Source organism: Micromonospora sp. DT43 (genome assembly GCF_049841645.1).
Taxonomy (GTDB): Bacteria; Actinomycetota; Actinomycetes; order Mycobacteriales; family Micromonosporaceae; genus Micromonospora.
The window spans coordinates 346205-363751 of sequence record NZ_JBNCKR010000004.1 but is presented as its reverse complement, the minus strand read 5'-3'; the positions used below and the strand labels follow the sequence as shown (position 1 = coordinate 363751).

18 protein-coding genes are annotated in these 17547 nt (G+C 72.2%); 8 read left to right on the top strand and 10 right to left on the bottom strand.

All coding sequences use genetic code 11. The features are described 5' to 3' along the window. Positions 1-29: 29 nt before the first annotated feature. The 4 genes from ACLQ26_RS13245 to ACLQ26_RS13230 all read right to left on the bottom strand — a co-directional run bounded on the left by ACLQ26_RS13245 (position 30) and on the right by ACLQ26_RS13230 (position 3713). Entirely contained in the window at positions 30-1319 is a 1290-nt protein-coding gene (locus ACLQ26_RS13245) for a hypothetical protein (protein WP_425744677.1), read from the bottom strand. Positions 1320-1381: 62 nt separating this feature from the next. Next, complete coding sequence (locus ACLQ26_RS13240) at positions 1382-1957, bottom strand: TetR/AcrR family transcriptional regulator (RefSeq protein WP_425744676.1); 576 nt, start codon at positions 1955-1957, stop codon at positions 1382-1384. Further along, complete coding sequence (locus ACLQ26_RS13235; RefSeq protein ID WP_425744675.1) at positions 1950-2750, bottom strand: alpha/beta fold hydrolase; 801 nt, start codon at positions 2748-2750, stop codon at positions 1950-1952. The genes ACLQ26_RS13240 and ACLQ26_RS13235 overlap by 8 nt, the downstream gene beginning before the upstream one ends. A 42-nt stretch (positions 2751-2792) precedes the next feature. Beyond that, a complete protein-coding gene (locus ACLQ26_RS13230) occupies positions 2793-3713 on the bottom strand; it encodes a proline dehydrogenase family protein (RefSeq protein WP_425744674.1) in 921 nt (306 codons plus the stop codon). Between ACLQ26_RS13230 and ACLQ26_RS13225 the strand changes: the two genes are divergently transcribed. The 3 genes from ACLQ26_RS13225 to ACLQ26_RS13215 are packed head-to-tail and all read left to right on the top strand — an operon-like array spanning position 3712 to position 5840. Next, the gene (locus ACLQ26_RS13225) at positions 3712-4065 is read left to right on the top strand and encodes a hypothetical protein (RefSeq protein ID WP_425744673.1); all 354 of its coding nucleotides are present in this window, start codon (positions 3712-3714) and stop codon (positions 4063-4065) included. The genes ACLQ26_RS13230 and ACLQ26_RS13225 overlap by 2 nt on opposite strands. Position 4066: 1 nt before the next feature. Further along, entirely contained in the window at positions 4067-5233 is a 1167-nt protein-coding gene (locus ACLQ26_RS13220) for a glutathionylspermidine synthase family protein (protein WP_425744672.1), read from the top strand. A 19-nt stretch (positions 5234-5252) separates the two neighbouring features. Continuing rightward, on the top strand, positions 5253-5840 hold the full coding sequence (locus ACLQ26_RS13215; RefSeq protein ID WP_007465644.1) for a CGNR zinc finger domain-containing protein: 588 nt from the start codon (positions 5253-5255) through the stop codon (positions 5838-5840). A 17-nt stretch (positions 5841-5857) separates the two neighbouring features. Here ACLQ26_RS13215 and ACLQ26_RS13210 read toward each other — a convergent pair whose 3' ends face one another. After that, entirely contained in the window at positions 5858-6664 is an 807-nt protein-coding gene (locus tag ACLQ26_RS13210) for a sugar phosphate isomerase/epimerase family protein (RefSeq protein WP_425744671.1), read from the bottom strand. A gap of 76 nt (positions 6665-6740) precedes the next feature. Then, positions 6741-7685 (bottom strand): Ppx/GppA phosphatase family protein, encoded by a 945-nt coding sequence (locus ACLQ26_RS13205; protein WP_425744670.1) that lies wholly within the window; start codon positions 7683-7685, stop codon positions 6741-6743. Positions 7686-7765: 80 nt separating this feature from the next. Between ACLQ26_RS13205 and ACLQ26_RS13200 the strand changes: the two genes are divergently transcribed. Then, the gene (locus ACLQ26_RS13200) at positions 7766-8563 is read left to right on the top strand and encodes a hypothetical protein (RefSeq protein ID WP_425744813.1); all 798 of its coding nucleotides are present in this window, start codon (positions 7766-7768) and stop codon (positions 8561-8563) included. A gap of 11 nt (positions 8564-8574) precedes the next feature. Here the strand turns inward: ACLQ26_RS13200 and ACLQ26_RS13195 are convergent, their stop codons facing one another. Beyond that, on the bottom strand, positions 8575-9153 hold the full coding sequence (locus ACLQ26_RS13195) for a TetR/AcrR family transcriptional regulator (RefSeq protein WP_425744669.1): 579 nt from the start codon (positions 9151-9153) through the stop codon (positions 8575-8577). Between the two features lie 1097 nt (positions 9154-10250). On the opposite strand from ACLQ26_RS13195, the gene ACLQ26_RS13190 reads away from it, so the two are divergent. Continuing rightward, positions 10251-10904: an NADPH-dependent F420 reductase gene (locus tag ACLQ26_RS13190; protein WP_393300021.1), complete on the top strand. Its 654-nt coding sequence runs from the start codon at positions 10251-10253 to the stop codon at positions 10902-10904. Positions 10905-10965: 61 nt separating this feature from the next. On the opposite strand, the gene ACLQ26_RS13185 is transcribed toward ACLQ26_RS13190, so the two are convergent. Together ACLQ26_RS13185 and ACLQ26_RS13180 are read right to left on the bottom strand one after the other, a co-directional pair. After that, positions 10966-11649, bottom strand: coding sequence for a response regulator transcription factor (locus tag ACLQ26_RS13185; RefSeq protein ID WP_039906992.1), 684 nt, complete (start codon positions 11647-11649; stop codon positions 10966-10968). 23 nt (positions 11650-11672) lie between these two features. Continuing rightward, on the bottom strand, positions 11673-12932 hold the full coding sequence (locus tag ACLQ26_RS13180) for a sensor histidine kinase (protein ID WP_425744812.1): 1260 nt from the start codon (positions 12930-12932) through the stop codon (positions 11673-11675). 224 nt (positions 12933-13156) lie between these two features. On the opposite strand from ACLQ26_RS13180, the gene phoU reads away from it, so the two are divergent. After that, positions 13157-13810 carry a phosphate signaling complex protein PhoU gene (gene phoU, locus ACLQ26_RS13175; protein ID WP_363684512.1) on the top strand — a complete coding sequence of 218 codons (654 nt, stop codon included), beginning with the start codon at positions 13157-13159 and terminating at the stop codon, positions 13808-13810. Between the two features lie 53 nt (positions 13811-13863). Here the strand turns inward: phoU and ACLQ26_RS13170 are convergent, their stop codons facing one another. Next, entirely contained in the window at positions 13864-14631 is a 768-nt protein-coding gene (locus ACLQ26_RS13170; RefSeq protein WP_007465667.1) for a phosphoglyceromutase, read from the bottom strand. A gap of 153 nt (positions 14632-14784) precedes the next feature. Here ACLQ26_RS13170 and ACLQ26_RS13165 point away from each other — a divergent pair, with 153 nt between their 5' ends. Continuing rightward, positions 14785-16068 carry an MDR family MFS transporter gene (locus ACLQ26_RS13165; RefSeq protein WP_425744668.1) on the top strand — a complete coding sequence of 428 codons (1284 nt, stop codon included), beginning with the start codon at positions 14785-14787 and terminating at the stop codon, positions 16066-16068. 117 nt (positions 16069-16185) lie between these two features. Beyond that, complete coding sequence (locus ACLQ26_RS13160; protein ID WP_425744667.1) at positions 16186-17466, top strand: MFS transporter; 1281 nt, start codon at positions 16186-16188, stop codon at positions 17464-17466. The last annotated feature ends 81 nt before the right edge of the window (positions 17467-17547 follow it).

The following is a 17547-nucleotide window of genomic DNA, read 5'->3' as shown; positions in this document are numbered from 1 at the left end:
GCGCACCGGCACGCGTCCCGTCGCGCTGGTCAGGCGGCGGTGGCGCGGACGTACGCCACGCACTCGTCGTGCAACGTGGACCACTGCTCCCCGAACGCCTGCTCGGCGGCGGCGTCGACTGCCTTGCGCTCGTGCACCACTGCCTTGAAGAAGGTCAGCAGCCGCTCCGGGCCGAACCGGTCGACGAGGTGGCGGACGGCGAGGTAGCCGACGCCGTAGCTGCCACCGACCCGCTCGGCGGAGGCGTCGTCGGCGGGCGTGACGCCCTCCAGTCGGCCGTCCCAACCGCCCCGGACCAGCTTGCGCACCTCCGCGAGCCCCTCGTACCTGTCGACCGGCTGACCGCCCGAGCCGGCGAACTCGGCCAGCCCTTCGACCAGCCACCAGGTCGTCTTGCCGGGGTAACCGCGCTCGGGCAGTGAGGCGGCGTGGGTCAGCTCGTGCCGGAGCAGGTCGTCGGTGCCGCTGCTGGGCAGCCCGTCGGCGTTGAGCACCACCTCGTGGTGGCCGCCGCCCACGGTCACCGCGTAGCCGCCGGTCCACTGTGGGCGTCCGCCGCCGTACCAGCGTTGCCACTCCGCCCGGCCGGCGTAGAAGATCCGGTAGCGGTCCGGGGGCGAGCCGGTCACGGCGTAGGTGTCGGCAACAGTTGCCGCCGCCTCCGCCTGAGCCAGCAGGGTGGGCAGCTTGCCGCGTAGCGCCGGCGTGGTGGCGACGATGGTCCGCGCCCCGACCGCCACGGCCAGTTCGCTGATCTCCCACGGTCGGGTGCCGGTCTCGGCGGACTTGGACTCCTCCAGGGCGACCAGTCGGGGCTGCTCGCCGTTCTCTCGCCAGCGGGTGCCGATCAGCACCGGGCTCGGTCGGCAGCCTGGGGAGACGAAGCAGTACTGGAAGCGCACCAGCAGCCGCCACTCGCCCGGCCTGCCGACGACAGGTACGGGCAGGCCACTCGGCTCGGCCCGCCACACCGTGACCCGGAGGGCGCGCAGTGCGGCGTAGCGGCGGCGCAGGTCGGGGTGTGTGGTGGGGTCGGCGACGGCGAGGAAGCCGGCCCGGTCGCCGCCGAGCAGCGCCGTGGACTGCCGCCGGAGCTGCGCGGTCATCCGGTCGGACAGCCCCCGGGCGACGGCGGTGGCCGGGTCGTCGGTCGCGGTGGCGCCGGCCCGGCTGAGCGTGGCCCGGCCGCCGGCCTCGCGGACCGCACCGACGACCAGCGCCGCCGGAAGGCCGCAGCCCAGCAGCAGGACCACCACGACGAGCACGGTCCACAGCGGCCAGAGCCGCCGCGGTGCCGGCTGCTGCACCCCGTCAGTCACCCGCCGAAGGGTACGACCAATTGCCGGATCGGGCGAGGCCGACCCGGGCCGATCGGACCGGGTCAGGCTCCGCGAGCCGGCCAGGAGCGGAATGCCACGTCCAGGCCGGCGACCAACTGGTGGTACGAGCGGTCGACCTCGCGCGGCAGGCCGAAGCCACCGGCGGCCTCCAGGGTGACGAAACCGTGCAGTGCGCTGCGCAGCGCTCGGGTCGCGTCCACCGCGTCGTCGCCGGTGAGTCCGTAGCCGCGCAGCACCGCGAAGATGGCGCCGACCGCGCGTTCGCCCGCCTCGACGTGTTCCGGGTCGGACGGGTCGGGCACCCGCTGGGTGGCGGGGTAGCGCCCGGGGTGCCGATGGGCGTAGGCGCGGTACGCGTCCGCCATCGCTCGCAGCGCGTCCCCACCCGAGCGGCCGGCGGCCGCCGTGGTCAGCTCGGTGGCCAGCTCGGCGCTGGCCAGCGCGGCGAGCTTCTGGGTGAGCGCGTCCGCCCCGCGGATGTGCTTGTAGAGGCTGGGCAGCGCGACGCCGAGCCGGCTGGCCAGCGCGGCGAGGGTGAGCTGCTGGTAGCCGACCTCGTCGGCCAGCCGGGCGGCCTCCCGCACCACGGTCTGCTGGTTGAGCCCTGCCCTAGGCACCCGCACACACCGCCAGGAAACCCGCCAGCTCGTCGGCGGTGGCCTGCGGCCGGTCGGCGTGCGGGTAGTGCCCGGCCTCAGCGATCATCCGAGCCTCGGCGACGCGGAAGAGCCGGCGGGCCGCCCGCGCCTCGGCGCCCGGGTCGGGGAAGTCCGGGTCCTTGGTGCCCATCAGCACCAGCACCGGTTGGCGTACCTGCGGCGCGCGGGCGGTCCAGTGCGGCTCGACCGGCGCGATCACGCCGCGCGTCGCGGCCATCCGGCCGGGTTCGCGCAGGTTGGCCACCATCGACAGGCGGTACGCCGCGTCGTCGGCCGGTCGGTGCACCGGGAACAGGGTCTTGTGGAACATCCCGAACAGTCGTGGACTGCGCAGCACGGCTCCCATCGCCGCCCGCAGCAGCGGGTTGAGCTTCGGCTGGCCGACGAACGGCGCGATCTGCACGATGCCGGAGACCAGCTCGGGCGCGTCGGTCGCGGCGAAGACCACCGCCGCGGCGGCGGACGAGCTGCCGACCAGCACGGCCGGCCCGGCGTCGAGGTGACGGACGACGGCCAGCAGGTCGGCGCCGACCTCCGCCGGGGCGTACGAGGGCCAGCCGACGCTGGACTCCCCGTGCCCGCGTACGTCGACCGAGGCGACTCGGTGACCGGTGGCCACCAGCAGGGGCACGAGGTGCCGGAAGCTCGCCCTGTTCTCGCCCATGCCGTGCGCGAGGACGACAAGTGGGCCGTCGCCGTGCACCTCGTAGGCGATGTGTCCGCCGTCCCGCCGCACCTGGCTAGCTGTCATAGCCATAAAGCTAAGCCAACTAGCCAACCCCGTCAAGCCCTGTTATTTCTTGGAGACCAGCGCACGCCCGAAGAAGACCAGGTTCGCCGGGCGCTCGGCGAGCCGACGCATCAGGTAGCCGTACCACTGGTCGCCGTACGGGACGTAGGTGCGCACCGTGTAGCCCTCGCCGGCCAGCCGGGCCTGCTCCTCGGGGCGAATGCCGTAGAGCATCTGGAACTCGAAACGCTCCGGCCCCCTGTCGAACCAGCGGGCCCGGTCCTCGCCGATCGCGATCATCCGCGGATCGTGGGTCGCCAGCATTGGGTACCCGTCGCCGGACATCAGGATGTTCAGGCAGCGGACGTAGGACTTGTCCACCTCGCGGGCCGACTGGTACGCCACCGACTCCGGCTCCCGGTACGCGCCCTTGCACAGACGCACGCGCGAGCCGGCGGAGGACAGCTCACGGCAGTCCGACTCGGTGCGCCGCAGGTACGCCTGGAGCACCGCGCCCGTCGACGGGAAGTCCTTGCGCAGCTTGGCCAGCACCTCCAGCGTCGAGTCGGTGATGGTGTGGTCCTCCATGTCCAGGGTGACGGTGGTGCCCGCCGCGTCGGCGGCCGCGCAGATCGCCCGCACGTTGTCGTACGCCAACTGCTCGTCGAACATCTGGCCGAGCGCGGAGAGCTTCACGCTCACCTCGGCCGCCGGGGTGAGCCCCGCGCCGGAGAGCATCTTCAGCAGCTTCAGGTATTCGTCCCGGGTGGCCGTGGCCTGCTCGGGACGGACGGTGTCCTCGCCCAGGTGGTCGAGGGTGACGGCCAGACCGTCGTCGACGAGCCCGCGGGTCGCGCGCAACGCGTCGTCGGTGGAGGCGCCGGCGACGAACCGGCGAACGACGTCCCGGGTGTACGGGGCGGTCGCGACGAGCCGCTCGACCTGGGATGACCGGGAGGCGGCGAGGATGACGGAACGGAGCATGAGCCGAGCGTATCGCCCCTGCCAGGACCCCCGCCGGGGGGCGGCCGGGGCTGCGGTGTTGGCGTCGATCGGCTACAACGATCCCGTGGACCAACGCCCCCGCCGCCTCCGGTCGGCCTCCGTGCAGCTCGGCGCGCTCACCGCTCTCGCGCTCGCCCTCTCCGGCTGCAACATGACCTCGGACGACGACGATGACGACTGCGCCCTCGGGCCGGTCGGTGGCGGTGACACGGTCGCGCTGGCGATGCGGGTGTCCGCCCCCGTCGCGGGGCGCGCAGCCGGCGAACCGACGACCGCCGCCCTGCCCGAGCGCGGCGGGTTCGGCACCCACCTCGCCTCCTGCGGCGGCTGACATGCGCCGCGAGTCCGTGCCGCCCCGGCCCGACTGGGACGCCACCATCCGCGCGCAGGGTCTGGTGTACGTCGACACCGAACTGCCCGACGGCGGGATCATGTCGTACTGGGACGAGACCGCCGCGTACGCCTTCGACCTCGACGAGGTGCTGCGGCTGGAGGAGGCCACCGAGGAGCTGCACCGGATGTCCGTGGCCGCCGCCGAGCACGTGGTGACCCAGGGCCGGTACGCCGAGTTCGGCATCCCCGCCTGGGCGGCCGAGGCGGTCGCCCGGTCGCTGCGGGAGGCGCCACCCACCCTCTACGGGCGGTTCGACCTGGCGTACGACGGCACCTGGCCGCCGAAGATGCTTGAGTACAACGCGGACACGCCCACGGCGCTTGTCGAGGCGAGCATCATCCAGTGGTACTGGCTGGAGCAGACCCGCCCCGAGCTGGACCAGTGGAACAGCCTGCACGAGCGGCTGGTCGGTGCCTGGGCAAAGATCGGCGCCGGGCTGCACGACCCCCTGGTCCACGTGCTGTGGTCGAACGAGGAGGAGTCCGGCGAGGACCACATGACGGCCGGCTACCTCGCCGAGACCGCCCGGCAGGCCGGCCTGAGCGTCGAGCTGCAACCCATCCAGGAGATCGGCTGGGACGGCCGGCGCTTCGTCGACGCCGACGACCAGCCGGTGACCACCTGCTTCAAGCTCTACCCGTGGGAGTGGATGCTGGCCGAGCCGTACGGGCCGCCCGCCCTGGCCCCGGGCACCCCGACCACCTGGATCGAGCCGGCCTGGAAGCTCCTGCTGTCCAACAAGGCGCTGCTCGCGATCCTCTGGGAGCTGTACCCCGACCACGAGTACCTGCTCCCGGCGTACCTCGACTCGCCGCGCGGCATGCGCGAGTACGTGGCCAAGCCGCTGCTCGGCCGGGAGGGTGGCTCGGTACGCATCGTCACCGCCGAGCAGGAGATCACCAACCCGGGGATCTACGGCGACGAGGGCTGGTGCTACCAGGAGTTCCGGGCGTTGCCGCAGTTCGCCGGCAACCGGACGGTGCTGGGCAGCTGGATCGTCGACGGCGAGTCGGCCGGGGTGGGCGTGCGGGAGAGCGCGAGTCTGATCACCGACGGCTACGCGCGGTTCCTGCCGCACTACATCGACGCGCCGCGCACCCCGTGAGTCGTCTACCGTTGGGGGCGTGAACTTCGACGCGTACGCCCGGACCGGTGTTGACCTGGTCAACGCCCGCCTGGACGACCTCGACGACCTGCGGGCCCTCTTTCCCGACGACAACGCCTGGATGCGCGACGAGGTCGCCGACCGCGACGTCGCGATCTTCCGGCGGGCGCAGAAGCGGCTCCGCGACGTCTTCGAGTACGGCACCTCGGGGCGCGACGCCCAGGCGGTGACCGAGCTGAACGCGCTGCTCGAGGCGTTCCCGGTCCAGCCGCGCATCTCCGGACACGACTCCAGCGACTGGCACATGCACGTGACCAGCCGGGGCGCGTCGGTGAGCGCCGAATACCTGGCCGGCGCGGTCTGGGGGCTGTCGGTGTGGCTCTGCGAGTACGGCAGCGCACGCTTCGGAGTCTGCGCCGACGAGCGGTGCGGCAACGTCTACCTGGACACGTCGTCCAACTGCTGCCGGCGGTTCTGCTCCGAGCGCTGCGCCACCCGCTCCCACGTTGCGGCGCACCGTGCCCGCAAGCGGGCCGCCATCGGCGAGCAGCTGCCGGTCGCCCCGCAGCCCACCGCGACCACCGAGTCGCTCACCCCGGTGAGCTGACCGCTCGCCGGGTGGGGTCAGACGTCGACAGGTGACTGCGCGGGCAGGTGCTGCCGGGCGAACTCCAACGCGGCGCGCAGGTCCGCCTCGCGCACCGCGCGGCTCTTCGCGCCCCGGGTGGCGACCTCCACCGCCACCGACCCGGTGAAGCCACGCCCCGCCAGCGAGGAGAGCAGCTCCCCGCACGGCTGTGTGCCACGACCGGGCACCAGGTGCTCGTCGCGGCCCTCACCGGTGCCGTCGCCAAGGTGCACGTGCGCCAGGCCGGCGCCCATCCGGTCGGCCATCTCCAGCGGGTCGCTGTGCGAGGCCGCGCAGTGCGACAGATCCAGGGTGTACGACGGGTAGCCCGCGTCGGTGGGATCCCACCCGGGGACGTACGGGACGAACTGCCGGCCCGCCATCCGCACCGGGTACATGTTCTCCACAGCGAAGCGCACGCCGTTGAAGCGGTCCGCGATCGTGGCCAACCCCTCGGCGAAGTTACGCGCGTAGTCGCGCTGCCAGGAGAACGGCGGGTGCACCACGACCGTCGGCGCTCCCAGCGTCTCGGCCAGCTCGGCGGCCCTGCGCAGCCGCTGCCACGGGTCCGGGCTCCACACCCGCTGGGTGACCAGCAGGCAGGGCGCGTGCACGGAGAGCACCGGCACGTCGTAGTGCGCCGACAGGCCGCGCAGCGCGCCCGCGTCCTGGCTGACCACGTCGGTCCAGACCATCACCTCGACACCGTCGTAGCCGAGCGCCGCGGCCAGCTGGAACGCCGCCGCGGTCGGCTCGGGGAAGACCGACGAGCTGGACAGGAGCACCGGAACGCGGGAAGTCACGTCAGCCAGCGTAGCCCGGCTGCCGTAGGGCCATCAGGACGAGCGCCGGCAAACCGGCCGTAACCCGGCAGCCCGGTCAGATCGGTTCGAGTTGATCGAGTCGGCGGAGGATGACCCCCTCCCGCAGCGCCCACGGGCAGATGTCCAGCGAGTCCAGGTCGAGCCTGCGCATCACCGCCTCGGCGACCACCGCGCCCGCCAGCAGTTGGTGGGCCCGACCCGAGCTGACCCCCTCCAGCTCCATCAACTGGGTGGGCGGAATGTGCCGGATGAAGCCGATGACCTGCCGCAGACCGGCACGGGTCAGGCTGCGCCGCGCCCAGAGCCCGGCCCCGGACGGCGCCGCGCCGGCCAGTCGCGCCAGGGTGCGGAACGTCTTCGAGGTGGCCACCGCCCGACCCCAGCCCACCTCGGTCATCTGGTCGACCACCTTGTCCAGCCGGCCGTCCACGTACTCCCGCAGCTTGTCGACTGCCTCGGCGGACGGCGGCGTCGCGCTGTCCGGGTCGACCCGCAGCCGCTCCCGGGTCAGGCGGCCCGCGCCGAGCGGCAGCGAGATCGCCGCGTCCGGGTCCTCGTCGATCCCGGCGGCGATCTCCAGGGAGCCGCCGCCGATGTCGAGCACCAGCAGGCGCCCCGCCGACCAGCCGAACCAGCGCCGCACCGCCAGGAACGTCATCCGCGCCTCGTCCGCGCCGGAGAGCACCTCCAGGCGTACGCCGGTCTCGTCGCGGACGCGGGTGAGCACGTCGGCCGCGTTTGTGGCGTCGCGTACCGCCGAGGTGGCGAACGCGATCAGGTCGTCGGCTTCCAGCCCCGTGGCCGCCGCCTTGGCCATGCCGACCGCCTTGACCAGGCCGTCCGAGCCGGCCTCGGTCAACGCGCCGTCCGGGCCGATCTGCTCGGCGAGACGAAGGACGACCTTCTCCGAGTGCGCCGGCCAGGGGTGCGCGCCGTGGTGCGCGTCGACCACCAGCAGGTGCACCGTGTTGGAACCGACGTCGAGGACACCCAGTCGCATGGTGAAGACCCTAGGTGCAACACGTTCGTGCGGCTCACCGGCCTGCCGACGTCACCGCGCGTACGCTGGTCCGGGTGACGATGGAGCTCCGCGTGCTGGTGGACGACCCGGGTGACCCGCGCAGCCGCGAGGTGGCGCTGGACTTTCCCCGGGAGTGGATCGAGTTCGCCGACCCAGCGGACGAGACCCACCTGATCCGGGCCGACCTGACCTGGCTGCTGTCCCGTTGGACCTGCATCTTCGGGCAGGGTTGCCACGGCATCATCGCCGGCCGGTCGGCCGACGGCTGCTGCTCACACGGGGCGTTCTTCACCGACTCGGACGACGAGAAGCGCGTCCGCACCGCCGTCAAACGGCTCACCCCGGCGACCTGGCAGCACTTCCGGCGCGGTTTCAAGAACTGGACCGACGAGGACACGATCGACGGCAAGAACCCGGCGCGCCGCACCGCCACCCAGGGCGCCGACGGGCCGTGCGTCTTCCTCAACGACGCCGACTTCGCGGGCGGTGGAGGTTGCGCGCTGCACGCCCAGGCGCTGCGCGACGGGGTGCACCCGCTGGAATACAAGCCGGACGTCTGCTGGCAGCTGCCGATCCGGCGGGACCAGGACTGGGTGAAGCGCCCCGACAACTCCAAGGTGCTGGTCTCCACGCTGTCCGAGTTCGACAGGCGCGGCTGGGGCGCCGGCGGGCACGATCTGGACTGGTGGTGCACCTCCTCGACGGACGCCCACGTGGGCACCGAGCCGATGTACCTGTCCTACGGGCCGGAGCTGACCGCGCTGATCGGCGCCGCCGCGTACGAGCGCCTGGCCGAGCTGTGCGCGGCCCGGGTGAAGCAGGGCATGGTCGCCCCGCACCCCGCCGACAATCTCTAGCTGAGCGCCCGTCAGCGCAACGCCGCGTCGACGAGGGTGCGGGCGCTGCGCCGTGCCGCGTCGGCGATCACCGGGTCGCCGTCCAGCACACCGCCGGAGAGCCCGCCGTCGAGCAGCAGGGTGAGCTGCCGGGCGAGCAGCTCCGGGTCGGCCGCGCCGGCCTGCCGCGCCAGCTCCGTCACCCAGGCTCGGACCACTGTCTTGTGCTCGACCGTGCGGGCGTGCACCGCGCCGCCGGTCGGCGACTCGGCGGCCGTGTTGATGAACGCGCAGCCGTGGTAGCCGTCCCGCCGGCAGGCGCCGGCGAGCGCGTCGAACATCCCGACCAACTGGTCGCGCGGCTCGTCGCCGGCATCCCGGGCCGCGGCGCGCAGTGCGCCGAACCACGCCTGGTCGACCCGGTCGAGGTACGCCAGCACCAGGTCGTCCTTGCGCGGGAAGTGCTTGTAGAGCGTCGCCTTGGCCACGCCCGACTCGGCGATGACCGTGTCCACCCCCACGCCGCGCGGCCCGTGGGCGTAGAAGAGCCGGAACGCGGTCTCCAGGATCCGGTCCCGGGCCGAGCCGGCCGGTGTGCGCTGGGCAGGCATCGGTACTCCCTCGACGTGCTGGTGGCGGGCCGATTCTACAGACAGCTCCGTCTACTGCCCCTGTCCGAGCCCCTCGCCCCGGCGCGGCCGCCCGACCCCGACGAGCCCCTCGCCCCGGCGCGGCCGCCCGACCCCGACGAGCCCTTCGCCCGGCGCGGCGATCCCGGCACCCGGCCCACGTCCCCAGGGGCGCGCCTTCGCTGCCTCCAAGGCCGGCAACACCCCGCCGCCAGCAGCCAGGAGCATGGGTCGCAACGCCTTTGGAGCTGAGAGCGCCGACGTCATCGGCAGATCATTCGTCCGAGACATCCATCGGATCGCACATCCAAGATCCACAATGAGGGCCTGATCCGAGACCTACGACGAACGACCGACCCAAGATCCACAATGAGCGCCCGATCCAAGACCCACGCCGAACGACCGGTCCACGATCCACGACAGATGGCCGCTCCACGAGCAACGGCGGATGACTTGCTTGTGATCAACAGCTGATTCGTTTACGGCATCAGCTCCAAAGGCACCGCAGCATGCCCGGCCGGCACCGGCCGCACCGGCCGGGATCGGCCGGGATCGGCCGGGCACGGGAACGGGCACGGGCACGGCCGGGCACGGGCACGGGCACGGCCCGGCACGGGCACGGGCACGGGCACGGCCCGGCACGGGCACGGGCACGGGCACGGGCACGGGCACGGGCACGGGAACGGGCACGGGCACGGGCACGGCCCGGCACGGGCACGGCCCGGCACGGGAACGGGCACGGCCCGGCACGGGCACGGCCCGGCACGGGCACGGGAACGGGCACGGCCCGGCACGGGCACGGGCACGGGAACGGGCACGGCCGGGCACGGGCACGGGCCGGACTGGGCATCGACCAGGGCAGGCCGGGCATGGGCCGGGAACGGGCCAGGGCGGGCCGGGCCGGGCATCGACCAAGCCGGGAACGGGAACGTGCACGGGCCGGGCCGGGCCGGGCCGGGCCGGGCCGGGCAGCGCGCCACCTTCGGAGTCGCCAGGGGCAGCGGGCAGACAGACCTGTCTGTTAGCCTGCTCGCAACCGGCGCGACGCCACTCCGCGCCCGAGTGGAGGATTGATCGACATGCGCATCGCAGTTCTCGGCACCGGCTCGGTCGGCCGGACCATCAGCGCCCGCGCTGCGGAGCTGGGCCATCAGGTCACCATCGGCACGCGGGATGTCGCGACCACCCTGGCCGGCGATTACGCCGCCTGGGCCGCGGAGCACCCCGAGGTGGGCCTGGCAACCCAGGCCGACGCGGCCGCAGACGCCGAGCTGGTGGTCAACGCCACAAGTGGCAGCGGCTCCCTGCCGGCGCTCACCGCGGCCGGCGCGGCGAACCTGGCCGGCAAGGTTCTGCTCGACATCGCCAACCCGCTCGACTTCAGCGCAGGCTTCCCGCCCACCCTGACCGTGCCGGACACCGACTCCCTCGCCGAGCAGATCCAGCGGGAGTTTCCGCAGGCCAAGGTGGTCAAGTCACTCAACACGCTGACCGCCGAGCTGATGGTGCGCCCGCGCCAGCTCGCCGACGGCGCGCACAGCGTGTTCGTCTCCGGCGACGACGCGGAGGCGAAGCGGATCGTCACCGAGCTGCTCGTCAGCTTCGGCCACACCGACGTGATCGACCTCGGTGACCTCTCCACCGCGCGGGGCACCGAGATGCTGATGCCACTGTGGCTGCGGCTCTACGGCCGGCTCGGCACCGCCGACTTCAATCTCAAGGTCGTCCGCTGAGCGGACCCCGACAAGCCCGAAGGGGCCCACGCGGAGCGTGGACCCCTTCGGGTTGGGCCGATCACGGCTCGAACTTGTACCCCAGACCGCGAACGGTGACGATGAAGCGCGGCGCCGACGGCTCCGGCTCGATCTTGGAACGCAGCCGCTTGACGTGCACGTCAAGCGTCTTGGTGTCGCCGACGTAGTCGGCGCCCCAGACCCGGTCGATGAGCTGGCCGCGGGTCAGCACCCGGCCCGCGTTGCGCAGCAGCAGCTCCAGCAACTCGAACTCCTTGAGCGGCAGTTGCACCGCCCCACCCTCGACGGTCACCACGTGCCGCTCGATGTCCATCCGGACCGGGCCGGCTGCCAACGTCGGGGCGCCCGCCTCGGCCACCTCCGGGCTCTGCCGGCGCAGCACCGCGCGGATCCGCGCGACCAGCTCCCGGGGAGAGTACGGCTTGGTGACGTAGTCGTCGGCGCCGATCTCCAGGCCGACCACCTTGTCGATCTCGCTGTCCCGCGCGGTGACCATGATGATCGGTACGGCCGAGCGCTGCCGGAGCTGCCGGCACACCTCGGTCCCCGACATCTCGGGCAACATCAGGTCGAGCAGCACGATGTCGGCGCCGGTTCGGTCGAACTCGGTGAGGGCATCGGTGCCGGTCGCGGCGACCGAGACCTCGAAGCCCTCCTTACGGAGCATGTACGACAGGGCGTCGGAGAACGACTCCTCGTCCTCGACCACCAGAACGCGGCTCAAGGGGGATTTCCTTTCCATTGCTGTCAGACCTGCCGAAGCTCGGCCGGACCGGCCTCGATCCCAACCGGCGGCAGTGTCGCCAGCAGGTCGTCAGGGGGGCTGGCGGGCAACCGTAGGGTGAACGTCGATCCACCCCCAAGAGTGCTCGACACCTCCACCCGACCGCCATGGTTGCTCGCGATGTGTTTGACGATGGCGAGGCCGAGCCCGGTGCCACCGGTGGCGCGCGAGCGGGCCTGGTCGGCCCGGTAGAACCGCTCGAAGATCCGGTCCACGTCCGTCGGGGCGATGCCGATGCCCTGGTCGGCGACCGCGACCTCGACATGTTCATCGTCCCCGCGGAGGGTGACCCGCACCGCGGTGTCCTCGCCCGAGTAGTTGATGGCGTTCTCCACCAGGTTCGCCACCGCCGTGGCGAGTTGGCTGTCGCTGCCGTACACGGTGAGACCGCGCTGGCCGTCGACAGTCACCTCGACCCCACGGGCGGCAGCCGTGGTGCGGGTGCGATCGACCACCTCGGCGATCACCCAGTCGAGCGCGACGGGCTCCGGCGGCGGCTGCGGCTCGGCGCCCTGGAGCCGGGTCAGCTCCAGCAGCTCCTGCACCAGCCGGCCCAGCCGGGTCGACTCGTGCTGGATCCGTTCGGCGAACCGGCGGGCGGCGACCAGGTCCTCGGAGAGGTCAGGAACCGCGGCGTCGGCCGGCTCGGTGGCGTCCAGCAGCGCCTCGGCGAGCAGTTGGAGCGCGCCGATCGGTGTCTTGAGCTCGTGGCTCACGTTCGCCACGAAGTCACGTCGAACCCGGGTGAGCCGGTGCGACTCGGTCACGTCGACCGCTTCCACGGCGATGAAGCCGTTCCCGAGACCCATGGCCCGCAGGTGCACGCCGAGCGGGTTCTCCCCCGCGCTGTCGCGACCCCGCGGCAGGTCCAGCTCGATCTCGCGCCGCACGCCGGTGCGGCGCACCTGGCCCGCGAGGGTACGGATCAACGGGTGCGCGGCGATCGTGCCCGGGGTGCTGCCGGTACGCAGCAGACCCATCGCGCGGGCGGCCGGGTTGATCAGTACGGGCACGTCGTCGTCGTCCAGTACGACGACACCGGCCCGGAGCGAATCGATCGTCCGGCGGCCGAGCCCGGCCTGCTGCTCGTCAGCTATCGCGGGCCTCCCCCTGCTCCAGCGGGAGCTCGCGCTGCCCGTCGACGTGGAGCGGCCGCGCGCCGGCAGGAACCGGGGCAGCAGGAGGCCGACGACCAGTCCGGTCGCCAACGCCACGGCCACCACGACCGCCACCGCCCACTCCACCCGGCGATCGTAGGGTCATTGTTAACCTGGCTACCACACAGAACGGGACGAACCACCCGCACTTTCGGAAGTGTTCACCCCCACGTCTGACGTCGTTCACCGTGGTTCATCCGGGATCCGTCCACGCGCCCTACCGTTGGCGTCGCACCTGCTCAACCCCTGCGCCGGCACCCGTCGGCGGCGACCGACCACAGGACGTGATGATGCGCGACGAGTTCCGGGCCGACCTCCAGATCGTCAGCCAACTGCTGGTGGACATGGCGGAGGGCGTCCGCGCTGCCATGCGCCAGGCCACCCGGGCCCTGCTCACCGCCGACCGGCAGGCCGCCGAGACGGTCATCGAGCGGGATGCCGAGATCGACGACCTCTACCGGCACGTCGAGGAGCGGGTGTGTGACCTGCTCGCCCGGCAGGCGCCTGTCGCCTCCGACCTGCGTGCCATGATCACCGCGCTGCACGTGGCGGCCGACCTGGAGCGGATGGGCGACCTGGCCGACCACGTGGCCAAGACGGCGTTGCGCCGCCACCCCTCGCCCGCCGTACCGGCCGAGCTGCGCACGATCTTCACCGAGATGTCGGACATCGCCGACCGGATGGCGGTGAAGATCGGTTCGGTGCTGGCCAAGCCCGACGCCGACCTGGCCGGTGAGCTGGACCGGGACGACGACGCCATGGACGAGTTGCACAAGAGCCTGTTCTCGGTGCTGCTCGGTGACGACTGGCCGTACGGGGTGGAGACCGCTATCGACGCCACCCTGCTGGGCCGCTTCTACGAGCGCTTCGCCGACCACGCGGTAAACGCCGGCGAGCACGTGATCTACCTGATCACCGGGGAGAGCACGCCCACCGGCAACTGACACACGGCGGAAAAGGGGGCCCCTGCGTCGCAGGGGCCCCCTTTTTTACTGTCTCAGCGGCCCTGGTTGGCGACCGCGGCGGCGGCTTCCTTCGCCGCCGTCGGGTCGAGGTAGGTGCCGCCCAGGGTGAGCGGGCGCAGCTGCGGGTCGAGGTCGTAGCGCAGCGGGATTCCGGTCGGGATGTTCAGCTTGGCGATCGCCTCATCGGAGATCTGGTCGAGGTGCTTCACGAGGGCGCGCAGCGAGTTGCCGTGCGCGGCCACCAGCACCGTCCGGCCGGCCAGGATGTCCGGCACGATCGAGTCGTACCAGTAGGGCAGCATCCGCTCGACGACGTCCTTGAGGCACTCGGTGCGCGGCATCAGCTCGGTCGGCAGCAGCGCGTACCGCGGGTCGCCCACCTGCGACCACTCGTCGTCGTCCGCGATCGGCGGCGGCGGGGTGTCGTACGACCGGCGCCAGAGCATGAACTGCTCCTCGCCGTACTCGTCCAGGGTCTGCTTCTTGTTCTTGCCCTGTAGGGCGCCGTAGTGGCGCTCGTTGAGCCGCCACGACCGACGCACCGCGATCCAGTGCCGGTCGGCGGCGTTCAGCGCCAACTCGGCGGTGCGGATCGCCCGGCGCATCACGCTGGTGTGGACGACGTCCGGCAGCAGGCTGTGCTCGCGCAGCAGCTCGCCGCCGCGCCGTGCCTCGCCCTCGCCCTTCTCGGTCAGGTCGACGTCCACCCAGCCGGTGAAGAGATTCTTGGCGTTCCAGTCACTCTCGCCGTGCCGCAGCAGGACCAGCGTCCCGACGGTGGGCCCCTCGCTCGCAGTCATGCGGATCATCCTGCCTCAACCCCGTACCGGACACGCGGGCACCCGTCGTGACGACCACCACGTGAAAAAGCGAGTGACCTGCGGATCCGGCCGCTACTAGGGTTGTAAGGCGCTGTAGTCACATCGGTCATTACTTGCAAGCGGGGGCACCACGTGCGGACAATGCGGAGCTGGTTCCGGGACACGACCGGCGGCCTGCCGGCCACCTTCTGGTACCTGTGGTCGGGCACCCTGATCAACCGGCTCGGCTCGTTCGTCCTGGTCTTCCTCGCCATCTATCTGACCCAGGAACGCGGCTTCTCGGCCTCGCAGGCCGGTCTGGTGATCGGCCTGTGGGGCGTCGGCGGGGCGGTCGGCACCACCGCTGGCGGCACCCTGGCCGACCGGTGGGGCCGCCGGCCGACGCTTCTCACCGCGCATGTCGGCGCGGCGACCATGATGCTCGCCCTCGGGCTGGCCCGGGACCTCTGGGCAGTGGCGCTTGGTGCGCTGCTGCTCGGCATGTTCGCCGAGGCGGCCCGGCCGGCCTTCGGGGCCATGATGATCGACGTGGTGCCGGCCAGGGACCGGCTGCGCGCCTTCTCGCTCAACTACTGGGCGATCAACCTGGGCTTCGCCTGCGCCGCCGTCCTCGCCGGCCTGGCCGCGCAGGCCGACTATCTGCTGCTGTTCGTGGTCGACGCGGGAACGATGCTGATCACCGCTTTGATCATCTTCGTCCGGGTGCCGGAGACCCGCCGTGGCGGGTACACGGTCGCGGCGACCACGGCCCCGCGCGGCGCCCTGCGCACGATCCTCACCGACCGGGTCTTCCTCGGCTTCGTGGCGCTGAACCTGTTCGCCGCGATGGTCTTCCTCCAGCACATCTCGATGCTGCCGATCGCCATGGGTGACTCGGGCCTGAGCCCGGCCACGTACGGCTCGGTGATCGCGCTCAACGGCCTCCTTATCGTCGTCGGTCAGCTCTTCGTGCCCCGGCTGATCCGGGGCCGGAACCGCTCGCACGTGCTCGCGCTCGCCGCCGTGGTGATGGGCGTCGGGTTCGGTCTTACCGCGTTCGCGGGAAGCGCCTGGTTCTACGGGCTGACGGTGCTGATCTGGACGCTCGGCGAGATGCTGAACTCGCCGTCCAACTCCACGCTGATCGCCGAGCTCTCCCCGACTGAGCTGCGCGGTCGCTACCAGGGCGTGTTCGGGCTCTCCTGGCAGATCGCCGGGGCGAGCGCGCCGATTCTCGGCGGCCTGGTGCGGGAGCACGTCGGCAACGCCGCGCTCTGGTTCGGCTGCGCCGTGATCGGCGTACTGACGGCCGTGGCCCACCTCGCGTCCGGTCCCGCTCGGGAGCGGCGTGCCGTCGCGCTGCGTCACGACGCCGATGCGTCCGTGCCGACCGGCACCCGCCCCGCGACGCCGCAGCCCGCCGAGGCGGCAGCCTGAGTGCGGTGTTGCCGCTGAGACGTACGGCTCATGATCGGGGACACGACTGGCGCAGATCGGCCCGACTTCCTACCGTCCTGGAGAAACGGTTAAGAAACTGAACTGTCGGGAGGTCTGATGCACGCCCTGCGGCGCTTGTGGCACGACACCGCGGGCGGGCTACCCGCCACCTTCTGGTACCTCTGGGCGGGACTGCTGATCAACCGCGCCGGCGGGTTCGCCATGCTCTTCCTGTCGCTCTACCTCACCGACGCCCGGGGAGCCAGCGAGTCGGTGGCCGGCACGGTGGTCGGGGCGTACGGGGCCGGTGGGGCGGCCGGCGTCCTGCTCGGCGGGGTGCTGGCCGACCGGTGGGGTCGCCGGGCCACCCTGCTGGCCGCCCACCTGGCCACCGCCGCTCTGATGGTGGCGCTTGCCTTCAGCCGGCCCCTGCTGCTGATCGCGGCGCTGTCCGCGCTTGTCGGCGTGGTGCACTCGATGCCCAGCCCCGCCTTCGTGGCGGCGATCGTCGACGTGGTGCCCGCCGAGCGCCGGTCACGCGCGTTCAACCTCCAGTTCTGGGCGTTCAACCTGGGCATGGCGGTCGCGTCGCTGCTCGCCGGGGTACTGGCCGAGGCCAGCTTCACCGCGCTGTTCCTGGTCGACGCCGCCGCCACTCTGACCGCCGCCGCCGTCATCGGCTGGAAGGTGCCGGAGACCCTGCGACGGGCCACCACTCCCGCGCCGGCCGACTCCCCGCAGGTCGGCCGCTCCCGACGGGAAGGACTGCACACAGCGCTCACCGACCGGACCTTCCTGGTCTTCGTCGGGCTCACCTTCGTGCTGGCCGTACTCACCCTGCAGACCTCGACGATCATGCCGTTGGCGATGCGCGCCGACGGTCTGGGACCGTCGGCGTACGGGGTGGTGGTGGCACTCGGGGGCGCGCTGATCGTGCTGGGGCAACTGTTCGTGCCCCGGCTGATCGACAGGCACCGCAAGGACGTCGTGCTTGCCGCCTCCACGGCCCTGCTGGCGATCGGGTTCGGCGTGCTCGCCGTCGCGGACGACCTGGGCGTCTACCTCGGTGCGGCGGTGATCTGGACGGTCGGCTCGATGCTCGCCGCCCCGCCCAACGCGCAGATCAACGCGGATCTGGCACCGCCGCAACTGCGCGCGCGATACCAGTCGGTCTTCTACCTGACGTTCCCGGCTGCGGCGTTCGTCGCACCCACGCTGGGCGGGGTGAGCCTGCAACACCTCGGCGACCGGCACTGGCTGATCGTGGGCGGGCTGGGCCTGCTGGCCGCGCTCGGGCACCTGCTGGCCGGGCCGCCCCGCGACCGGCACGTCGCCGCGCTGCGCCGGGCCGCCGGCCGGGAGCCGGCACCACGCGCGGACCGCGTCCAGACGGGCTGATCGACAGTACGACGGCAAAGCGCCCACCGTGTCCCGAAGGTCATGGTGGGCGCTCGCCGGTGGGGCCGGCGGCGGCGGGCA